This is a genomic window from Flectobacillus sp. (assembly GCF_049240685.1).
Classification (GTDB): Bacteria; Bacteroidota; Bacteroidia; order Cytophagales; family Spirosomataceae; genus Flectobacillus.
Genome location: NZ_JBMLSD010000203.1, coordinates 1 through 22,777, shown reverse-complemented (window position 1 = coordinate 22,777; position 22,777 = coordinate 1). Strand labels below are relative to the sequence as shown.

Here is a 22,777-nt window from a genome sequence, read left to right as displayed (position 1 = left end):
AAGACTAAGTCTTGAACTAGTAACTTCAATTTTGTCCAGTAATCAGACTGTTAACCAATATCGTTTTCCTACTTAAATGATTTATCCCTTTACTTGAGTTATCTAAGGCAATCGAGCGCCTCGACATTATCGCACTGCGTAAGATGCTCTTTGCGGTCTCGACAATAAACTATTGGCCTCTGGGTCGTTTAAGAACTTCTCGGTTTTAGGATTCCAATACAATCGACGTTTGAGCTTCATGGCTGCATGATGCAATAAACAAGCGCTACAAGAACGGTGACCAATCTCGGCAGGGGCAATAGGGTCCTTTCTTGAAATAATACTTTCCAACCAGTTGCCATGATGGTCTTTACTTTCGGTCAAATGAATTTCGTTAGGACCAATTACCGATTCCAAAATTTTTGGATTACTTGCGTCAATCGCTTTGGCTGCTTGTTGCTTGGCAATTGGATCAGAGGCAGTTACGGCAGCATCACCACGAGATACGAAAATCCAGCCTTCTGTTCCTTCAAATCGAATCCCATTGGCAATTTCGTTGGTTACAATCATTTTTACACCATTTGCATACATGGCTTCAGTTCTGAATATACCATGTACATCCCATAACCCACTTTTCGGAAAATCGGCGCGCCCCCAGACTTCTACAGGACCCGAATGTTCCATATTCATAGCCCAGTGCGCACAATCGATATGGTGCGAACCCCATCCTGTAATCATACCTGCGCCAAACTGCTCACAACGCAACCAACCCGGACGGTCAAAACCGATTTGTGGGTGAACACGTTTTTCGGTATAATAAATTTCGGGCGTAGTACCCAACCACATATCATAATTCAGATTTGAAGGAATCGGCATTTGAGGTTCTACCTCCCCACCTGGGTCTCCTGGCAAGCCTACATACACCGTTTTGAGTTCACCAATCCTACCATTTCTTACCAACTCCGCCGCATATCTAAACTGCCAACTCGAACGTTGTTGACTTCCGACTTGGACAATTCTTTGTGTTTGTTTTACCGCATCGGCCATAGCTCTTCCTTCAGAAATCGTCAATGAGGCTGGTTTTTGCATGTAAACGTCTTTGCCTGCACGCACTGAACTAATCACGATTGGAGCATGCCAATGATCGGGAGTACTTACCAAAACTGCATCAATGTCTTTGTTATTTAATAATTCACGATAATCGGTGTAAACATTGACAGCATCGTAGGGTTTACCGTTTTTCTTTGAGTATGTATCTACCACCAAATCTTTGGCGAGTTTGGCACGATTGCTATCCACATCACAAACTGCAATGATTTGCGTATTATCAAACTTCCAAACTCCGGGCATATCGTGTCCTCGAGATATACGTCCAGTTCCGATAGCACCTATTGTAATGCGATTGCTTGGGGCGTTTTTTCCAAATACAGAAGCAGGAACAATCGTTGGGAAGCCAGAAATGACAGCCGTAGTGGCCAAGGTGGATTTGATGGACAAGTCAAGAAAGCCTCTGCGACTCATGCCATTATCTTTTTTTTCTTTCATGATTAAAATAGGATTATGATGTTTGGGAGATTTTAATCATGAAAGCCACGAAGACGTATTTTTTTACTCAAAATGATAATCTAAGAACGAGGATGTTATTGGTTAATCGGCTGATTACTCGACAAAATAAAAATTGTCTTTCGGGTTTTAACCTTTTGAGTGAATTTCATAAAACAGTTTCAAACTGTTTAAAAATTGAGCCAAGACTAAATATTAAACTACTAAATTCAATTTTGTCCTGTAATCATTTAAAACTCTTCACCTGATGCCACATCAAAGCAAACAACTTTTTTCGATAAAATAAACAAAGATATTTTTTATAAATAAACAAATGTTCATTTATATTTGTAACATGAGATTAAGAGATGAACAAAAAGAACAACTGGTAAGAACAAAAGCCCTTGAGTTATTGGTCGAAGAAGGCTTTAATGGTTTCAGTATGCACAAACTTGCCAAGGCTGCCAATGTTTCTCCCGCTACTTTGTATATCTATTTTCAAAATAAAGAAGACCTTATTATGCAATTGGGTATAGAAGTCGGGCAAAAAATACACGAAGTTACCTTCGAAGGCTTTGATTTTGAGGAGTCTTTTGAGGAGGGACTATGGAAACAATGGAAAAATCGGGCAAAGTATGTACTCGAAAATCCTACTTCGGCCGCGTTCATTGAGCAATTTAGAAACTCGCCCTACAAGAAAAAACTAGGGCCAGAATACTTCCAAGCATTTAGAAATAACATGAAAAAGTTTGTTGGTAACGCCATTCAGAAAGGAGAGCTGATTTCCTTACCTAGGGAAGTTTTCTGGACTTTGGCCTTTGCTCCGCTTTATCAGTTGATTCACTTTGCGCAAGATGGACACAATATGGCAGGCGAGCCATTCGAGCTCAGTGAAGAAGTTATGCAAATGACCTTCAAACAGGTAATGAAATCTCTTCAACCCTAATATTTCTCTTATTTTTTACAATTATCTATTTCGATGAAACAAGAAAAAATCTTTACAGGCTATCAGAAATTCATGATTGCCGTGCTTTCATTTATTCAATTCACTGTTGTACTCGACTTTATGGTGTTGTCTCCTTTGGGTGCTATCCTAATGCCAGAACTTCATATTACGCCACAACAATTTGGCTTGGTAGTTTCGGCTTATGCTTTTAGTGCAGGTGCCTCGGGGCTATTAGCAGCAGGATTTGCAGATAAATTTGACCGCAAAAAATTCCTTTTGTTTTTTTATGTGGGCTTTTTGATTGGTACGGCATTTTGTGCAATGGCGCCATCCTATGAGCTGTTAATGGCTGCTCGCATTTTTACAGGAATTTTTGGTGGTGTCATCGGTTCAGTTTCTGTAGCTGTTATTTCTGACATATTCAAACCAGAAGTACGCGGACGCGTGATGGGATTTGTTCAAATGTCATTCGCAGCTAGCCAGGTTTTAGGCTTACCTATCGGACTACAATTGGCAAATATGTTTGATTGGCATGCACCCTTTTGGATGATAGTAATGGTCGGGATTGTGGTTGGCATTATTATTTTAGTCAAAATGCAGCCGCTAACAAGTCATTTGGCCTTACAAAAAGACGGGAATCCTTTTGTACATCTTTTTCATACGGTTTCAAAACCTCATTATTTAAGAGCCTTTACGAGCACGGTTTTATTAGCGACTGGTGGATTTATGTTGATGCCTTTTGGGAGTGCATTTAGCACAAAAAACCTAGGATTGACCCTTGAGCAATTACCGATGCTCTATGCTGTTACAGGAATTGCAGCCTTATTTTTTGGCCCAATGATTGGCAAATTGAGTGACCGATTTGGTAAGTATAATATGTTTGTCATTGGTTCTGTTATTAGCTCGGTGCTGGTGGGTATTTTCTGCAATCTGGGCACAACTCCCTTGCAGGTTATTATGGTAATAAATGTCATTATGTTTGCTGGTATCTCATCCCGTATGATATCGGCCTCTGCCTTAATGACCTCTGTACCGAACCTTGTAGATAGAGGTGCATTTATGAGCGTCAATTCCTCCATTCAACAAATTTCGGGAGGTTTGGCCTCCTTACTCGCGGGTGCCATTGTGGTAAAAGCCCCAGACGGTCATTTGGAGCGTTATGATTGGTTAGGATATACAGTCATCGCAAGCATGGTTATCTCGGTAATCCTCATGAAATGGGTTGACAATTTTGTTAGAAATAAAGAAGCAAAATAGGTAATGAGGCCTTAGAGACTAGTGTCTTTAGGCTGTAGGCTGTAGGTTTTAGGCTGTAGGCTGTAGGCTTTAGGCTGTAGGCTTTAGGCTGTAGGCTTTAGGCAAGTACAACTCTTTGCCTTATGCCTACTGCCTACTGCCTACTGCATACTGCCTATTGCCTACTGCCTATTGCCTAAAGCCTACCGCCAAAAAACAAATTTTCTTTCAAAAACTCCCTTCTGTCTTCTCAGTACTAAGTCCTCTTTCAGTATAAATCTAGCAAGACACTCTTTTTGAGAAAAACTAGATCTAATTTTGAAGGATAATGAAAAAACAATTAATGCTCCTAGGATTCCTAGGATTGACTTACCTCTCCTCTTATGCACAGAAAATTAACCGAAAAGCAGTTGTAGAACGCCACATCGTGTCTGTTGCCTCATTTGACACCTTAGCCTCTCTTTCAGTCGGAAATGGCAGATTTGCCTTTACGGTAGATGCCACAGGACTCCAGAGTTTTCCTGCTTATTATTCTAATGGAGTGCCACTTGGCACACAATCTGTTTGGGGTTGGCATTCTTTCCCCAACAAAGAAAATGTCAAATTTGAAGAAACTTTAAAAGAATATTCCCTAAATGGCAGAAAAGTAACTTATAGTGTTCAAGGTGCAAAAAATGCTAAGAGTAAAGAGGCTATTAATTATTACCGAGAAAACCCGCATCGTTTACAACTCGGAAATCTTGGTTTTATATTCAAGAAAAAAGATGGTTCTATAGTTAATATCAAGGATATCATCGTTCAAAATCAGCAATTAAATCCATTCACAGGTCAGATTAAAAGTCAATTTTCGCTCGAAGGTCAGCCTGTGACTGTACTGACGATTTGTGACCCACAAAAGGATGTCGTAGCCGTAAAAGTTCAATCAGAATTACTGAAAAGAGGGCAAATTCAGGTATTCTTGAAGTTCCCTTTTCCGAGTAATCAATTTTTAGATAGCGGTACCAACTACAAAAATCCAGAACAGCATCAGTCTTCCATCCTGATGAAACAAGCTCAGTCGGCCATTGTGCAACATCAGTTGGATAAGTATCAGTATTTCGTAAGGTTTGACTGGAACCAAAATGGTACAATTATCCAAAACAAGCCACACGAATATATCTTGACACCCCAAATAGAAGGTAACACATGGGAATTTACCGCAAACTTTTCTGAAAAGAATCCAGCTCAAGCCAGCTCCTTTTCAGCTACCACTCAACGTAATTTAGTATCTTGGCAAAACTTTTGGAATACGGGCGCCGCAATTGATTTTGAGGGAAGTACAGATAGCAGGGCGAAAGAATTAGAAAGAAGAATTATTCTTTCACAATACTTAACAAAAATACAATGTGCCAACGAACAGCCTCCTCAAGAAACTGGTCTGACTTATAACTCTTGGTACGGCAAACCACACCTAGAGATGCATTGGTGGCACGGCATTCATTTTGCACTATGGGGAAGAGTAGAAATACTCGAAAAAAGTTTAGACTGGTATACAAAAGTCTATCCTAATGCTGTAAAAATCGCTCAACGACAAGGATATGAAGGCGCAAGATGGCAAAAAATGACCGACCCCGCAGGCGAAGAGTCGCCCTCATCGGTAGGTGCATTTTTGATTTGGCAACAACCTCATTTTATTTATTTTGCCGAACTAGTCCGCCGCCAAAAACCCACAAAAGCAACCCTACAAAAGTACAGTAAATTAGTATTCGCCACTGCCGACTTTATGGCGTCCTATCCTCATTGGGATGCAGAAAACAAACGATATATCTTAGGAAAAGGGCTGATTCCTGCACAAGAACGTTTCAATCCAGAAGAAACTTTCAATCCGACTTACGAGTTGGTGTATTGGCATTGGGCCTTACAGGTTGCTCAAGATTGGCGCAAAGCCATGGGCTTGAAACCCAACGAAAAATATGAAAAAATCCTAAAAAACCTTTCCAAACTTCCTGTTCAGGAGGGTGTTTATTTAGCCACCGAATCGGCACAAGACTCGTATACTAATCCAAAATTTTTGACAGACCACCCTTCCGTTTTGGGAGCACTCGGCATGCTTCCGCCTACATCCTTGGTGGATATGCCAACCATGCAACGCACTTTCGATAAGGTTTGGGATATCTGGCAATGGCATGATACTTGGGGATGGGATTTTCCAATGGTGGCCATGACAGCAGCACGCCTCGGAAAACCAGAGAAGGCCATCGATGGCTTGATGATGAACATTAGAACCAATACCTATTTGCCAAACGGACACAACTTTCAGGACGAGCGTTTGCGGCTTTATCTGCCAGGAAATGGTGGATTGCTTGCTACCATTGCCATGATGTGTAGCCGAGATGATTTGCCAAAAGGCAAAACTTCATTTCCTACCAATGGACAATGGAAAGTAAAATGGGAGGGTTTCAAAAAAATGCCTTAGCAGAGGAAGATTATTGGAAGTGCGCTTTTGGCATCTCTCAAAGTAAAAAATAAGTAAATAGGCAAAATTAGAGTTATGGGCTCGGCTTTAATTAGGCAAAAGGACTGATTACTGGACAAAATTGAATTTACTAGTTCTAGACTTAGCATTTGACTCATTTTTTTTTACAGTTTAAAACTGTTTTTTATCAAAATTGAGTAAAAAGTCGAATCACCTGAATCACAATTTCTCATTTTGTCCAGTAATCAAGTCTTTATAATTTTATAAAAAACACCTTTTTTCTTTAGCTTGGCGCTAAAAGCCAAAAGTCAACTCCTTATTTCCCTTCTTGAGGATTTTTACAAAAACTTGTACAAAAAAAAGGCTTTTTAGCTTTCGATTCACCTCTATATAACTATTCCAAGATTTTCCATCACTAACAGGATGAAGCATGATGGTTATCCAATACACTTCTACTTATTTTACATTATCAATTCAGAAACAGTATTACCTAACCATACCATTACAAGCTGATTAATAACCTTTTAAAAAACCAATTTAATCTTATGGAAAAACATATACCTTTGATGATTCTACCTGTAACGTGCCTCGCAAAATCAAACAAGCACCTATACTTGATTTGAGGCAGTACCGACCTTCAATTTTTTCCATTTTTTTCTTTCGATTAACATGTTTTTCATGAAATACTTAACCAAAGTAAATTCATAAAAATGTGTCAATCCAACACTTTTATTTGAATCCTATGACTCCAGCGCTTGGGTCTGGTAATACCTATCTACCAGCCTCAAGTACAGCACGTGGGATATAGAAATATAATCAACATAACCGATAGAACATATCTATTAAATCAGTAAATCTCAAATTAAACAACAACGCATGATGCATCGATACTCCATTCGCTACCTGCTAGTACTGAGTGTGCTCATCAGTACTTTTCTGGGTGGTTGTACCAAAGAAGAGTTGGATATCTATAAACGTCCTGAGACACTCGAACCACCCATTTACCAAGTGCTTTCGAAACGTGGCAACTTCAAAACTTTGTTGAGTGTTATCGACAAAAGTGGCTATCAACGTACCTTATCAAGCGCGGGTTATTGGACTTTTTTTGCTCCGAACGATGAAGCTTTCAATAAGTATTTTAGCGCTTCGGGAACAAGCCTCAACGCTATGGATTCGACCAAAGCCCGTGAGATTGTGCAGGGCTTATTGGTATTTAACGCTTTCGATAAAAACCGCTTAGCAGATTATCAGTCGCCGACAGGTTGGCAAGAAGCTAGGGCTTTCCGCAGAAGAACCGCCTATTACACTGGGTTTTATGACGAAAAAGCATTTGATGGCTCTACCTTCAAGGCCGTAGCAACAAATCGCCAAAATGGACAATATGTGGTGGGCGACAACAATCACAAGCATATTTCTTATTTTACAGACAAATATCTAAGTGCTCGAGGTTTGACATCCGCCGACTATAATTACTTCTACCCAAATGTGACCTATAGCGGTTTTAATGTCATGAACTCGAAAGTAATCAATGCAGATATTTTTGCTGAAAATGGAATGATACATGAAATAGATGATGTACCAACAATTCAGCCTTCTATTGATGAGTTTCTAAGAAACAAACCACAGTATTCTGTTTTCCGTAACCTTATCGAAAAATATGCCGTTACTTATGGTTTGAACGATGCTATGACAATTAAATACGCCAATCTAACGGGAAAAGGCGATAAAATCTTTGTCAAAAACTATAACAAACAAGCCAATGCGTCCAAATATTTGACTTTTGCCCCAAACTGTGAAAACTTCCTCCGTACCGCAGAAAATGACGCTCAGTTAGATATGTGGAGTATTTTTGTCCCTACCAACGAAGTACTTAGCCCCTATATCAATAGTGTTTTATTAGAAAATTATAAATCATTGGATGAAATGCCTCCAAGCATCATCATTGATCTAATCAATGCACATTTGTTCCCTGCTACGGTTTGGCCTACAAAATTTATAAACTCTTTTAATGCCTTGGGAGAAGAGGCCAGATTTAATGCCAACGCAAATGTGGTTGAGAAAAAGATATTGAGTAACGCCATGTTTTATGGAACCAATAAAGTGCAAGAATCTAACCTATTTTCTTCGGTATATTCTAAGGCATATCTGGACCCGAAATATTCTATCATGACGAGAATTTTGGACATGGATTGGAAAAATACCATTCTGAATCCAAGAGTAAATTATGTATTATTTATGATAAGCGACGATATCTTTAAGGCAGCTGGTTATGATTATGATATATCCAAATCGGTATCGAATATCGCCAATTCAGAATGGGGATACACAGCCCCTGGAACTTCCACGCGTGCGGCGGGCACGGCGGTTTTGGCCAATTTGCAGAGAATCGTGGCAACTTCGGTGGTCTATACTCCAAACAAAGAACTTGACAACCTTTCTGGCTCGGGTATAATCGACGCCATCAACGGTGAATACATCCGATTTGATGGCAATAAAGTCTTTTCGACTGGAACCAAACTCGCTCCATTGAATGTACTAGGTAGCAAATCTGCCGCAAATGGTAAGGTATACTATACATCAGGATTATTGAATTTTGCACCCAATAACACTGCTACGGCCGATCCAGTAGGAAAAGACCTTGCCACTTTAGCACCAACTATCAACTCAGACTTTGGATTTTTCTTCGAATACCTAAAAAACTCTACGGTATATACTGCGGCCACCAATGCCATTGCCAATGTGAATGAAGGTACTTTTTACACTCTTTTCATTCCAAACAACGCGGCTATTCAAGCGGCGGTAAACGATGGTGTATTACCTGGAACGGGTTCGGGAGCGACCAAAACCCCTGTGTACAACCCTACGAGCCTTTTGGATAAGAAAAAAGTAGAAGACTTTATCAATTACCATATCTTAAACAAAAAGGCAATTGCTACCGACGGTAAAGAATCAGGTGCGATGGAAACTCTATTCAAGGACAGTAACGGTGATGCTGTAAACGTAACGGTAGTCAACAATAAAGGTTCTATGACTTTATCCGATACCAAATTGCGCAAAGCCAATGTGATTGTCAGCAAAAGTAATAACTTGTCGAACCGAGCTGTGATACATCTGATTGATAATTACTTAAAAGCCAACTAATACTCTCAACTAGCTACGTAGCGAGCTGCTATGTAAACAGCCAATGAAAATATTTACCAAAATACTCTTAATATGTGGCTTGGTGCTGACAGGAGTTAGCTGGAGCCATGCCCAAAGCCCCAATCTTTTTACAGTTCGGGGAAAAGTCGTAGATACCAAAGATAGTTCGGCCGTAATCGGCGTTACTGTCGCCGAGTTAGATCGTGATAATCGTATTATCAAAGGCGTTACAACTGATGTTGAAGGAAACTTCGTTATTAGAGTTTCTAATCAAAACAATACGCTTTCTTTCTCGAGTATTGGATATAAAACCCAAAAAGTTGCCATAAAAGGACGGTCCAATGTAAAAGTATGGATGGAGTCAAGTTCTGCAGATTTGGACGAAGTTGTCGTTACAGCCAAACCTACAGATAATGGTTTGATGACTGTTTCGGAAAGAAATACCACTATCGCAGTTGCCAAAATCGACGCCAAAGTACTAGAAGATATGCAGGGTACGTCTATAGACCAAATGCTCCAAGGACGTTTGGCGGGGGTAGATATCACCGCAGCATCGGGTGACCCTGGTACTGGCATGCAAATTCGTATTCGAGGTACTTCGTCTATCAACTCTTCGGTCGACCCTATGATTGTGGTAGATGGTATGCCTTATGAAACCTCTATCCCTTCTGACTTCAACTTTGGAACTGCCGATGAAATGGGTTATGCGTCCCTTTTGAATCTAGCGCCTTCGGATATCAAAAATATAGCCGTGTTGAAAGATGCTGCAGCAACTGCCATGTGGGGTTCAAGAGCAGCCAATGGCGTGGTAGTAATCAATACCAAACGTGGTGCTATAGGAACTCCAAAAGTTACCTATACATTCAAAGGGTCTATTTCAAAACAGCCCAACGCGATTCCGATGTTATCTGGCGATCAGTATTCGATGTTGATTCCTGAGGAATACATGAATAGAAATGGAATTCCATTGAATACACAAACCATAAAAGAATTTCAGTACGATCCTAACGACCCTTATTGGTACAACAATTACAGCCAGAACGTCAATTGGGTAGATGCAATTACACAATTGGGCTATTCGCAAGACCACAACGTTTCGATTATGGGTGGTGGCGAAAAAGCTAAATATTATGCATCAACAGGGTATTTTAATCAAGTGGGTACGACCATTGGGACTGGCTTGGACCGCATCAACACGCGTATAAACCTAGATTACAATGTATCGAACAGAATCCGCTTCAAGACAGACCTTTCGTTCACGCATTCGGTAAACAATCGAAACTATGTATCATCCCTCACAGGAAATAGAGATTTGGTTCGCTCGGTAGCCTATAGCAAAATGCCCAATATGAGTATTTATGAATACAATGATTTGGGGCAGCTAACTGGCAACTTTTTCTCTCCATTAACCAATATTCAGGGAACTTTTACAGGTTTTACCAACTCCACCTACAACCCTGTGGCAATGGTAAAATCAGCAAAAAACATCATTACCTCTGAGCGAATTATTCCGCACTTTCAAGTACAATATGACTTAAAGCCTGGGAAATGGGTTGCCACTTTCGACGTCCAGTTTGATATTAACAATAACAAAACAAGCTCATTCTTGCCACAAGTTGCAACTGGACAAGCCTTTACGAGCCCTTTTGTGAATGTCGCAACCGACGGAGATGCTGACGGTTTTGCAGTAACGACTAAATCAACTTTGATTTACACCCCAAAAATCAAAAATACAAAGCATGATTTTACCTCATTGTGGGCATTGAATACCTCCGATGTTAAATCTGTTTGGCAAGAATCGTATGTAACTAACACAGCCTCTTCAGATTTAACAGATGCATCAAATCCCGCTCGATTGACTACCTCCAGATTGGCCTCTGGTGTTTCCCAAACACGTAATGTTGGCTTACTATGGAATATTCATTACGGCTTTTGGGATCGATACATCATTGATTTGGGTATTAGAGGAGATGGAAACTCACGATTTGGTCCTGCTTATCGCTACGGACTTTTCCCTAGTATTTCGGCCAAATGGATTTTATCCGATGAACCTTTCATGCGCCCTCTTGAGCATATTTTCGAGCATTTAGGAATTCGTGCGAGTTACGGACAAAGTGGAAATGCGCCTCGATACGATTATTTGTTTTATGGAAAATACAACACATTGGGCTGGTCGTACCTAGGAGATGCTGCGGTGGTTCCACAAACTATGCAGTTGAATAACCTCCGTTGGGAGAGAATCATAGGTAGAAACTTGGGTATCAATATCATAACTTCCAAAAGAAAGTTAACATTGGATGCCGAACTTTATCAGAATAGCACCAAAGACCTATTCTTTGAAAACCTGCAAATTCCTGCATATACAGGATTTAGTAATGTTCAAATGAACGTTGGGACAATGGATAATATGGGTTGGGAATTGAATATGATGTACAATCCCTACAAAACAAAAGATTGGAATGTGGATTTCAACTTTAACATTGCCAGAAACATCAACGTCATTCGCGAAATCTCAGATTTGTACCCACGCACAGGAGGAAACGCCACTGTTAATGGCGCCTATATGACTTATATGCAGGTCAATAACCCTTTTGGTTCATTCTATGGATACCGATATTTGGGTGTATACAAGGACAAAAACGCTACAATTGCAAAAGGAAAAAGTGGCGAGCCTATTGTAACTCCCGATGGACAGTCTGTATATATGCGTTTCAATTATCCTAATACCGATTACACCTTTCAGCCCGGAGACGCCATGTATGAAGATGTGAATAAAGATGGAAATATCAACTATATGGATTTGGTGTATTTAGGAAATTCAAACCCAGCCTTTACAGGTGGTTTTGGGGGAAGTGTTTCTTATAAATCCTTTAAACTTACCACATTCTTCAACTTCAGAAGCGATTATGATGTAGTAAATGCCACTCGAATGTCAACAACTAATATGTATGGCTTTGGCAATCAAAGCACTGAAGTTTTGGCAAGATGGAGAAAAGAAGGTGATGAAACGATGGTTCCAAGAGCACTTTACAATTTTGGATACAACTGGTTGGGTTCGAGCCGATATGTAGAAGATGCTTCTTTTGTTCGCTTCCGTACCGCAACCTTCAGTTATACTTTCTCCAAAAATGCTTTGAAGAAACTTCATTTTACAGCACTTCGTGCGTATGCCACGGTAGAAAACCTTATAACTTGGACCAACTATAGTGGACAAGACCCAGAAGTACAAATGCGAGGAAGCGACCCATTCAGAGTAGCCACCGACAACTCGATGACGCCGCCTGCCAAAACTGTAACATTTGGTTTTGCAGCCACATTCTAGTGTAGATTCAACCCTTTATTTTTTAGAAAAATGTTGAAAAAAATATATTTACAAACCATCGCTCTAAGTGCACTTTTACTAACTACCGCATGTGATAGTTGGTTGGAGTTGCGACCACAAGACGGGATTGTGCAAGATAGATTCTGGAACAACAAAGAGCAGGTAGCCTCGGCGGTTGGTGGTATTTATGCCTCAATCATTGACGTAATTCCAGAGAAAGTCTTTGTAATGGGAGAAATCCGTGCCGATATGGTGAGTTCCTCTTTTAGAATTACGAATAACGAATTGGAAATTCTGAATTCCAATATTCTACCTACCAACCCTCTAACAGATTGGAGAGATTTTTATCGTATTATTAATTACTGTAACACGGTTATTGCTTTTGCTCCTTCGGTTTTAGAAAAAGATAAAACTTACACGCAAGAGGCACTGAAGGCACATGTAGCTGAGGCCAAAGCAATCCGGGCATGGATGTATTTTTATATTGCTCGGTTATACGGTGACGCGCCTCTAAAGCTTTCTGCTACCAGTAGCGATGATGAAATAGTCCCTATTGCGAAGTCTCCTCAAAAAGACATTTTGGCACAAATAGAAAAAGATTTGTTAGAAGCTGAAACAGACGCCCCGAGTACTTATGGTACCAGAGAAAAAGACCACGGAAGAGTAACCAAATATATGATTAACACGCTGCAAGCAGATGTATATCTATGGATGGAAAAACCAAATGAAGCTTTGGCTGCCACAAACAAAGTAATCAATAGTTCCAAATTTGGTTTGGTATCAAACCCTGGGGCTCGTGGAAACTCGTGGTTTAGTGTAGTTCGTGCTGGAAATTCAAATGAAGGAATTTTTGAATTGGCTTTTGGCAGCGACTATACCCTCCGCTTTGGTATCACAAATTACCCAATGTATGCCATCTTTGGTTTGGGGAGCTCATCCACCTACCGCCGTTATCAAGCCTCCGCGTATGTGAATGAAGAGGTTTTTACAGAAGATTTAATTGACCCTACCAATTATGATACCCGAGCCGACGAATCCTCTTTGACGATGACAACGGGCGTTATCCGAAAATATGACCGTACTTCTGGCGACTCACCTTTCAATGTCATCATGTATCGCTATGCCGATGTCCTGTTATTCAAGGCCGAAGCTTTAGCTATGCTCAACAGAGGTGCAGAGGCTTTGGCTATCATTCAACAGATTCGAACGAGAGCTTGGGCTATTCCACAAACTGAAAAATCACCAGACCCAGCCAATATCGACGGCTCGGGCGGAGTATTGGACTATATCTTGGAAGAACGTGCCAGAGAATTTGCTTTTGAAGGAAAAAGATGGTTTGATGTATTGCGCCATGCCAAAAGAGCCAACTACAAACGAATTGATTTGCTACTTGACCTCACCGCTAGAAGTGTGCCCGTAGAACGTCAGCAGTCAGCCATCGCCAAAATCAAAGACCCCAATAGCCATTATTTACCGATTTATCAATACGAAATTCAGACGAATAAGCTATTGGTTCAAAATCCATTCTATAAATAATGTGCTCGTCACTCACAAAACATTTTATTGAGATTATGAAAAATATCATACAATCAATTTCGGCAATGGTCTTGTCTATCTTCTTGGGACTATGCCTGTGGGGATGTACAGATATTACTATCGTTGAAACAACCACTGGCGATGCCAACCTTTATAGTTACTTATTGAAATACCCTGATAAATACGGAGACTTTGCGAAAATCGTCGAAAAAGCAGGTTATGATAGCTTTTTGGATGCCTATGGTGCTTATACCATGTTTGCTCCAAACAATCAGGCTGTTCAGAAATATTTGACAGGACTCGGCAAACAAACTGCTAGTTTGTCGAAGGAAGAAGCTCAAAATATCGTCAAACTTCATGTAATTAGAGACACATTGACGACCAGTTCATTTAAAGATGGTAAACTTCCTTTGGTCACCATGTATGGACAGTATTTATTGTCTGGGGTAGGCAACTCCGCATCAGGGTCAAGTTATACTCTCAATCGTCAAGCCAATGTAATCGAAACCAATGTAAAAACAGGTAATGGAATGCTCCATGCCATCGATGCAGTACTTTCCCCTGCAACCAAGTCTATCGCTGAATTAGTTGCGTCAAATGCCAACTTATCCATCTTTACACAAGCACTAAAAGAAACTGGCTATTATGATAGTTTGAATGTACTCAACGAGAATCTGGACAAACGATTTATGACCCTAGTGGCCGAATCTAATTCGGTATTGGCTGCTGCTGGGTATTCGGACTTTGCAAAACTGAAAGCTAGATTTTCACAAACTGGTAATCCAAAACTCAAATCAGACAGCCTAAATATTTATGTGGCTTACCATATTTTGGTAGGTGCCAAGTATTTGGGTGATATTATTACAGCTAGCTCGCACTTGACAAAAGTAACCACCGAACCAACGGTAGTAAGCTCCAAACTAGATGGCCAAACGGTACTCTTAAACGACGATACGTTCAACGGTGTTCGTGAGCCAGGGGTCGAGCTGATTCGTACAGAAAGTGATTTTACCGCTACGAATGGTGTATTGCACTCAACTGCTGGACATTACAACGTAAAACTTCGTCTCCCAACAAGAATAGATTGGGACGTATGCGATTTTCCTGAACTGAAAAAACTTTCAGCCTATTATGGAAAAAAATCTTATAGCTTTCCTGTAGGCACGGTCATTCAAGATATTCAGTGGGCCAATGCCTCCTTCCCTCCTGTTTATGTGATTGATGCCGTCGCTTCAAAAAGAGATTATTTGCAAGTACCCATGGGAGTTCCAAGCCGTAACCTGTGGTTAGATATGAAAACGCCAATAATTCCTAAAGGACGTTACAAAGTTTGGATGTGTTATCGTCGCCAAAGAACTTCAAACAGTTTTACCATTACTTGTACGGGGGCAATTGATGGCGAAGTCTTAACAAGACCATTCTTGTTTATTGACCAAGTACCTACTTTGGGTGAAGGTGAACTAGAATCTTTGGGTTGGAAAATTTATATGTCACCTGGTACAAACATCAACATGGCAGGGAGATTATTGGGAACTGTGGATATAAAAACCACCGATCGCCACATGTTTAGATTACAGGCTATCAATGGTACACATTCGCCTAATAACATTGATATGATTCAGTTTATTCCAATTACACAGAATCAGATTACACCAAGACATACCCCAGATGGTACGCTAGTGAGCCAATAATTTCTTCACGTTTTAACTTGTAAAAAAATGCGTTTAAAAAATATATACATGTTAATGCTCATGATTCTTGGTCTGGAGATGATTTCCTGTAAAAATTGGGATAATCGTCTTGTTTCTCCAGAAGAATCATTAGGAAAAACCCTTTTTGAGCAGATTAGTGAACAAAGCAATCTGAGTAATTTCAAAGATTTATTAATAAAATCTGGTTATGACAAAATACTTAGTTCATCGACAAACTACACTGTATTTGCGCCAACAAATGATGCACTAAACGGATTGAGTACCAGCATTGTAAACGATACTGCTCAATTGAAAGCTTTTGTCGGTAATCATATTGCCCTCATGAGCCACAATGTTCCAGAAAATCAGGCTGCATCTGAGTCATTACAAATGATAAATGGCAAATACTATACTTTAAACAAAACAAGCTTGGGGACGGCTACTATTGCCTCCTCAAACGCCTTTGCTAGTAATGGTGTTTTGCATACGCTTTCACAATCCATTGCCGTGCTTCCATCATTGTGGAATTACATTAGCGCTAATCAGACAGGCTCAGCTCAAAATACCGCAATGGCTAATTTGACTTTTCAGGTGTTCAATCCTAGCAAAGCCACAATTGATAGTATAAGTTCGACTACTGGAGCGCCGATTTACAGACCTGGCACGGGTTTCGAAACCGTAAATGCATTTACCCAGAATGTTTATGACTTGAATCTGGAAAATAAACAATATACCTATTTCCAGTTAAAAGATGCTAGCTTTTTGGCAGAGGTAGAAAAGTTGAAACCCTATTTCAAAACCAGTACCTCCGACAGTACGTATCGCCAATCGGCATACGCTACTATTAAAGATTTAGTATTTGAGGGAAATTACTCGATGGAACAGATTCCAAGTGTACTCAAATCTAAGTTTGGCGTAAATGTCTCTATCGATAAATCTGCCATAACTCAGACCATAAAAGTAAGTAACGGCGTGGTGTATGTTATCGATAAAATTTCGGTTGACCCTACCCAAAAGTTTCCAACTTTAATGGTAGAAGGTGAAAACTATGTAGAAAGGATGCCAGTGTCAATTGGTTCAGCGGTAATTGCTATTCGAAATCGTTTGAATCCAATTACCAATACTACTTCAAACTCTGTTTCTGTAATAGGTCATGGCAACTCGGGATTTTGGTTAAGATACCAACTCAACGATGTACCTTCTATTAAATACAAAGTGTATTGGGTAGTCATTAACGATTTGTACAGTACCAATACCGCTGTAAGCGAGGCTGCGACTTTCAATATCAATCAGAAACTAGCCATGGCCTCTTTATCTTCGGCAACTTTTGCTTATCCAGCGGCTGCTCTTCCTGTTAAAAATTACACTGAGCAACTTTTAGGAGAATACACGGTAAGTTCCTTTGGTAAACTAAACATGTATTTGGTTGCCAATGGTACCAATGCCATGAGTTTGGACTATATCAAGTTGGTACCTTCTTTTTAGAGAAAACCAAATCATTTGAAATAAAGACATTTATCCATGAAATATATTCAAAATCCTTCTGCTGCAATTCCTAAAATAACCCTCATGGTTCTGACGGTTTGCGGGTCTTTGCTTGTACAAAATAGGGCTCAAGCTCAGGAAAAAAAGCCTACAGAGGTTGTAAAAGTGCAAGTAAAATACAAAACTCAAATTACTGGGGTAATCATTAGCGCCTCTACAGGGAAACCAGTTTTGGGTGCACGGGTATTTTACAAAAATATGACTTCTAGCATTACTGGAGATGATGGCAAGTTTGAACTAACCGTTCCTAATGCTTCAGTTGCAGTGAATGTCGAGTGTCCGGGATATGCCTCGGTCGAAATACCTGTTGCCAAACGCTCTGAGTTAAATATCTATCTCCAAGACGTAATTGGTACTGAAAGCCATATAAGCCTTCCAACTGGCACTATTTCAGAACAACGTTCGCTAGGTGCTGTAGCTTCCTCTGCCGCAGCCGAGGCGTGGTCGCAGATAACAGAATCGGCAGATACCTATTTGCAAGGCAGAATCGCAGGTTTTAATAGCACTCGTTTTTCGGGTTCTACGAACATTGGTTCATTTTTTACTATTAGAGGGTACAACTCCCTACAAGCGAGCAATCGCCCCCTCGTTGTGGTCGACAACGTGATTTATGATTCTGGTATATATGGTAGTTCTCTTAACAATAACTATTTTGATAATCCTCTAAGCTATATCGATGTAAGAGATATCAGTAATATTTCTGTGCTAAAAGATGCATCTGCTGCTGCATTGTTTGGTACAAAAGGGGCTAATGGCGTGATTATGATTACCACTTCCAGAGCTAAGGAACTCGGTACAAAAATTGATTTTGCCTTGTATGGAGGGGTGAATTTAGCACCCCAAAATCTGCCAATGATGGGTGTAAATGCTTATAAAAGTTATGTATCAGACCTGTTGTCGAGCCAAGGTTTAAGTAGTTCGCAAATTTCTGGATTACCTTATATGAACGACGCTGCTTCAAATCCAGAATATTATACTTACCATAACAATACGGATTGGCAAAAGAAAGTGTATGCCAGCAGCCCTCTTACCAATATGTTCCTGAAAGTAACAGGAGGTGATAATATTGCCAAATACGCGTTGTCAGTTAACTATTTGAGCAATAAAAATGGGGTGATTGGTTCTACACTCGAAAAATACAGTACACGCTTTAATGCCGATATGAACCTGAGTCGTAAACTTACGGCAGCAGCTAATTTGAGCTTCGCCTACAACGAAGCCGAAACCAAAGATTTTGGATTTGCCTCAAAAACAAATCCTATTTACTTGGCGTTAGTCAAAGCTCCGTTCCTAACCGACTATCGGGTTTCTTCTCAAGGTGTATTCTCTCCTGATTATGCCGACCATGATATTTTTAACGTAGGTAACCCCGTTGTGGCTGCCAACAATACGATTGGAGGTAACAAAGCCTATCGTTTTTTTGGCGTGTTGGACTTTAAATACAAGTTTAACGATAATCTCAAAATCGGAACTAACATTGCGGTAACTTTTGATAAAATCAAGGAAAATCGATTTATTCCGAATTATGGATTAGTGGCAGATACCCTAAAAAATACCCTTGCTCTCAATCAATTGAGTTCGCAAACGAAGCGACTTTTCAATATTTCTAATGAAACTTTTTTAAGTTTTGATAAAACTTACAATAATATCCACGAGCTATCAGCAAGGGTAGGGCTAAGATTCATTAGTTCAAGAATTGAGCAGGATAAACTATTTGCTTACAACTCTGCTACAGACCAACTAATTAGTGTAGGAAACGGATTAGTCCTTTACAATAACATAGATGGTGGTATTGGCACCTACAATTGGATGAACACTTATTGTTCAATTAATTATGCTTACTCAGATAAATATTTTATTGGTTTGAATGTAGGACTTGATGCTTCATCCCGATTTGGAAAAGAGGCTTCTAGCTTCAAAATTGGCGATACTCCAATTGCAGTAATGCCTTCACTTTCGGCTGCATGGTTAATGTCGGCAGAACCTTTCTTAGCAAACGGCCCTTTTGATTTATTAAAAATAAGGGGCTCATTGGGGCAGGTAGGAAATGATGATATTGGTAATTATGCTTCTAAACAATACTATGTTGGACAAAACTTTTTAGGTCTTCAGGGTCTGGTAAGAGGAAATATCGCCAATCCAAACTTAAAATGGGAAACGGTTTCCAAGTCAAATTTGGGCTTAGATTTGGCTGTTCTTAAAGAACGTATAAGTCTAAGTGTAGACGTTTTTCAAAACAAAACTTCGGATATGGTGGTGGCTGAGATTTTACCAAGCATCGCAGGTATGAGTGTGGCTCTGACTAATAGCGGTGCCATGACCACCAAAGGTTTCGAAGCGAGTCTAAACCTTAAGGTACTCAACCAAGCCAATCTTAAATGGGACTTTGGAGTAAACATCGCCCATGCCAAATCTACTATTGACCAACTCCCAAATGCAAATGCAGATATTGTGACAGGAATGGGTGGAGGATATTTGGTAACAAGAGTTGGCGAAGCTCCAAATTCATTTTTTGGTACTATCTACAAAGGCGTTTACGCAAGTAATGCCGAGGCAGCCGCTGAGGGTTTACAAACACGCCTTCCAGATGGTAGTCTACGTGCCTTTGAAGGGGGTGATGCCCGATTCGCAGATTTGAACAATGATAAAATTATTGATGAAAAAGACAGAACCATTTTAGGCAATCCCAACCCTTCTGTTTATGGTGGTATTACCAACCGCCTAGTATACAAAAATTGGACTTTAGACGCTTTAGTGAGCTTTGTGTCTGGCAACAATCTGTATAACTATACGCGTCGAAGCATCGAATCTGGGGATTCGTTCAACAATCAGTCAAGAGCAGTTGAGGGTCGTTGGAGGGGTACAGGCCAAATCACCGATATCCCGAGGGCTACTTATGGCGACCCACTCCAAAACGCTCGCTTTTCGAGCAGATGGATTGAGGATGGCTCATACGTCCGTCTACGTTCGGTGGGTCTTTCTTACAATTTCAATGTCGACAAGGGTATTTTAAAATACCTAACTGTATATGCGAACGCCAACAACGTTTTGACTTTCACCAAGTATCTAGGTTATGACCCAGAATTTAGTGCTACCAATTCAGTGATCGGACAGGGCGTTGACAACACACTAGAACCAATTCAAAAATCATTTAATCTAGGGGTAAAGTTAGGTCTGTAAGTTAGTCTGCAAAGCAAAATTTAAGTTTTCAAGCTGTAGGCTTTAGGAAGTAAGTTATCAGCTAAATAAAAATGGATTTTTTGAAAGTATAAATTCTTAATGCCTACGGCTTACAGCCTAAAACACAAAACTTAAATCCTATTTTGCTCACTTACTTAAGTATTAGGACCAATCTAACAATTTTTAATTTGATAAAAAATGAAATCAACTATAAGAAAAATAACCCTCAATCTTGGACTTGCCACTGGTTTACTTTTGGGAATGTCAGGTTGTCAGAAAATGTTTGATTTGGCGCCCGAAGAAGCATTAAGTACCAAACAAATGTATAGGGATATTTATGATGCAGACGCCGCCATTATTGGGCTTTATGGCAAATTTTCAACCTTAGCAAAACAGTATGTGATTCTCAACGAACTACGTGGCGACTTACTGGATGTTACAAGCAATGCGGATTTGGCTTTAAGAGAAATCAACACGCACGCTGTATCCGAGAGTAATGAATATGCCAATCCTAGAGCATTTTATGAAGTGATTTTGAACTGCAATGACATTCTGAAAAACTTCAAAATTATGCTTGAGCAAAACAAAATCAAAAGAGCAGAATATTACCAACGTTCGGCTGATGTAATTGCGCTTCGTGGCTGGATATACTTACAACTAGGAATACACTATGGTAGCGTGCCATACGTAACCGAGAGCATTGAGACTGTTACAGATGTAAAATCTTTGGCTACCAAGACTCGTATGCCTTTGACTGAAATCATCAAGCAGGTAATTAAAGACATGGAAGAAATTCCCGCGTCTTACCTCGACCCTTATACACTTGATAACACCCTGGTTTCTAGCAATGTGGATGGTTACTCTCCAACTACTTTTTTTATTGAAAAACACCTTTTGTTGGGCGACTTATACCTTTGGGATCAGCAATATACTAAGGCGGCCTCTATGTATAAATATATCATGACCACTTCAGACCGATTAGGTTTTGAGGCCACAGATATTAACGTTTGGTATCATTTATACAAAATTACAAGAGGACAAATTTCGTCAGGCATGGGTCCTATTGCTGTGAGTTACAGCTCCGATATCAACGACATCAACAACCTTCTTGATAATAACACGACTGGCTGGCGTTCTATCTTTGCTCGTGACCGCTCTAATACCACTTATAATGGTACGACTAATACCTCCAATATCTCCAGAGACCCCGAGTGGCTGTGGTTGCTACCATTTGACAGTAAATTTTTGCCTGAAAATCCATTTGTAGAATTGTTTTCGAATGTTGGAGGTAAATATTTATTACAGCCTTCTAAATCAGCAATAGACAACTGGAATGCCCAAACTCAAACCAATAATTTTGCTTACGACGCCCGTGGTGTTATGTCGTACAAAAATATCAATGGCAATCCTGTTGTATTTAAGTATTTATACAATTTCATTAGTCCCAATTCATCAGGTTCGCTTTACTCATTGGTAGGCAAAAGCTTACAAGAAAAAAATGGACGTTGGTTTCTGAATCGTGCAGCAAACGTACATCTCAAATTTGCAGAGGCTGCCAACCGTGATGGTCGTCGTAAACTAGCTTATGCATTAGTAAATGCAGGTGTGGCAAGTACCTACAACAATACTGCTATTTCTGACAAAACTAATTTGATGAATACTTTCGACGTACCGCCGTATGATTTTGATGCAAGAAATGGGGATGCCCCAACACGTTTTAGATCATCGTGGCACTTGGCCACAGGGATTCGTGGTCGAGCGATGGTAAAAAATAATACCGTGGAGGGTGATAGTACTTTGGCTATCGAAAACTCAATTATTCAAGAGGGTGCCTTAGAATTAGCTTTTGAAGGACACCGTTGGGGAGATTTGGTTCGTGTTGCTCTTAGAAGAAATGACCCTTCGTATCTAGCAAACAAAGTTTATGACAAACTCAGAAAGTCAAATAATCCAAATGCAGAGGCTGTTCGAGCCAAGTTAATGAATAAGGATAACTGGTTTCTTCCTTTCAAAATTCAGTAGTTGAGCATTGTTATTTGTCAAAGGTATATCTGTTAAAAGTTTACTAAAAACCATGGCATGATGACCTACGAGACTAAGCCAAAAACTATTAGCAGAAAGAAATACAACTCTAAACCTATTTACCAAACCTAAATAAAAAGCCCCCACTCACCTATTGTGTTTGGGGGTATTTTTATGGTTTT

11 protein-coding genes are annotated in these 22,777 nt (G+C 40.0%); 10 read left to right on the top strand and 1 reads right to left on the bottom strand.

Annotated features, from left to right (window positions below):
• Positions 1–126: 126 nt before the first annotated feature.
• Positions 127–1,524, bottom strand: a complete 1,398-nt coding sequence (locus ACOVQ4_RS09305) for a Gfo/Idh/MocA family protein (protein WP_421820379.1) — start codon at positions 1,522–1,524, stop codon at positions 127–129.
• A gap of 331 nt (positions 1,525–1,855) precedes the next feature.
• Here ACOVQ4_RS09305 and ACOVQ4_RS09300 point away from each other — a divergent pair, with 331 nt between their 5' ends.
• From ACOVQ4_RS09300 to ACOVQ4_RS09255, 10 genes are all read left to right on the top strand, one after another.
• Complete coding sequence (locus ACOVQ4_RS09300) at positions 1,856–2,467, top strand: TetR/AcrR family transcriptional regulator (RefSeq protein ID WP_421820378.1); 612 nt, start codon at positions 1,856–1,858, stop codon at positions 2,465–2,467.
• A gap of 33 nt (positions 2,468–2,500) precedes the next feature.
• Positions 2,501–3,724 (top strand): MFS transporter, encoded by a 1,224-nt coding sequence (locus tag ACOVQ4_RS09295; RefSeq protein WP_421820377.1) that lies wholly within the window; start codon positions 2,501–2,503, stop codon positions 3,722–3,724.
• 307 nt (positions 3,725–4,031) lie between these two features.
• On the top strand, positions 4,032–6,158 hold the full coding sequence (locus ACOVQ4_RS09290; RefSeq protein ID WP_421820376.1) for a hypothetical protein: 2,127 nt from the start codon (positions 4,032–4,034) through the stop codon (positions 6,156–6,158).
• 876 nt (positions 6,159–7,034) lie between these two features.
• Complete coding sequence (locus ACOVQ4_RS09285; RefSeq protein WP_421820375.1) at positions 7,035–9,299, top strand: fasciclin domain-containing protein; 2,265 nt, start codon at positions 7,035–7,037, stop codon at positions 9,297–9,299.
• Between the two features lie 43 nt (positions 9,300–9,342).
• A complete protein-coding gene (locus ACOVQ4_RS09280; RefSeq protein ID WP_421820374.1) occupies positions 9,343–12,621 on the top strand; it encodes a SusC/RagA family TonB-linked outer membrane protein in 3,279 nt (1,092 codons plus the stop codon).
• Positions 12,622–12,651: 30 nt separating this feature from the next.
• The gene (locus ACOVQ4_RS09275) at positions 12,652–14,157 is read left to right on the top strand and encodes a RagB/SusD family nutrient uptake outer membrane protein (RefSeq protein ID WP_421820373.1); all 1,506 of its coding nucleotides are present in this window, start codon (positions 12,652–12,654) and stop codon (positions 14,155–14,157) included.
• Between the two features lie 35 nt (positions 14,158–14,192).
• A complete protein-coding gene (locus tag ACOVQ4_RS09270) occupies positions 14,193–15,848 on the top strand; it encodes a fasciclin domain-containing protein (RefSeq protein ID WP_421820372.1) in 1,656 nt (551 codons plus the stop codon).
• 48 nt (positions 15,849–15,896) lie between these two features.
• Complete coding sequence (locus tag ACOVQ4_RS09265; RefSeq protein ID WP_421820371.1) at positions 15,897–17,333, top strand: fasciclin domain-containing protein; 1,437 nt, start codon at positions 15,897–15,899, stop codon at positions 17,331–17,333.
• A gap of 36 nt (positions 17,334–17,369) precedes the next feature.
• A complete protein-coding gene (locus ACOVQ4_RS09260; RefSeq protein WP_421820370.1) occupies positions 17,370–20,573 on the top strand; it encodes a SusC/RagA family TonB-linked outer membrane protein in 3,204 nt (1,067 codons plus the stop codon).
• 198 nt (positions 20,574–20,771) lie between these two features.
• Entirely contained in the window at positions 20,772–22,595 is a 1,824-nt protein-coding gene (locus ACOVQ4_RS09255) for a RagB/SusD family nutrient uptake outer membrane protein (RefSeq protein WP_421820369.1), read from the top strand.
• Positions 22,596–22,777 lie beyond the last annotated feature (182 nt).